The sequence below is a fragment of the Caulobacter sp. genome (genome assembly GCF_017744445.1).
In the GTDB taxonomy this organism is placed as follows: Bacteria; Pseudomonadota; Alphaproteobacteria; order Caulobacterales; family Caulobacteraceae; genus Caulobacter.
In genome coordinates, this window is sequence record NZ_JAGIBH010000143.1 from 1 (window position 1) to 536 (window position 536).

A 536-nucleotide genomic window follows, 5' to 3' on the forward strand; every position below is an offset into this window, starting at 1 on the left:
ACCGCCGCACTGCCGATCACCGCATCGCCGCCATCGAGCTGCCAGTCGCCGCCGACCGACAGCGTGCCCATGCCCAACCGTCCCGCTTGCTGGGTCGCATTGCCACCAATGGTCGCCGCGACGATGTCGGCCTGGCCGGCCTGCAGCGTCCAGTCGCCGCCGACGTCCAGCTGCTGCACCAGTTGCCGCCCACGTGCAGGTCGCCCTGCTGCAGGTTGTCCACGTCCTGCGTCGCCGAACCGGTGACCGCCGCACTGCCGATCACCGCATCGCCGCCATCGAGCTGCCAGTCGCCGCCGACCGACAGCGTGCCCATGCCCAACCGTCCCGCTTGCTGGGTCGCATTGCCACCAATGGTCGCCGCGACGATGTCGGCCTGGCCGGCCTGCAGCGTCCAGTCACCGCCGACGTCCAGCTGCTGCTGGGTCAGCGTGCCGGTCACGACCTGGGTCGCATCGCCGGTCACCTCAGCCGTGCCGATGTCGGCGGTGACTGGACGCTGCAGGCCGGCCAGGCCGACATCGTCGCGGCGACCA

General features: G+C 71.3%; 1 protein-coding gene. It reads left to right on the forward strand.

The genetic code is table 11. From position 1 onward, the window contains the following. Positions 1 to 331: 331 nt before the first annotated feature. Positions 332 to 536: hypothetical protein (locus tag J7528_RS24110; protein ID WP_291879918.1), on the forward strand; the 205-nt coding region annotated here is incomplete at its 3' end.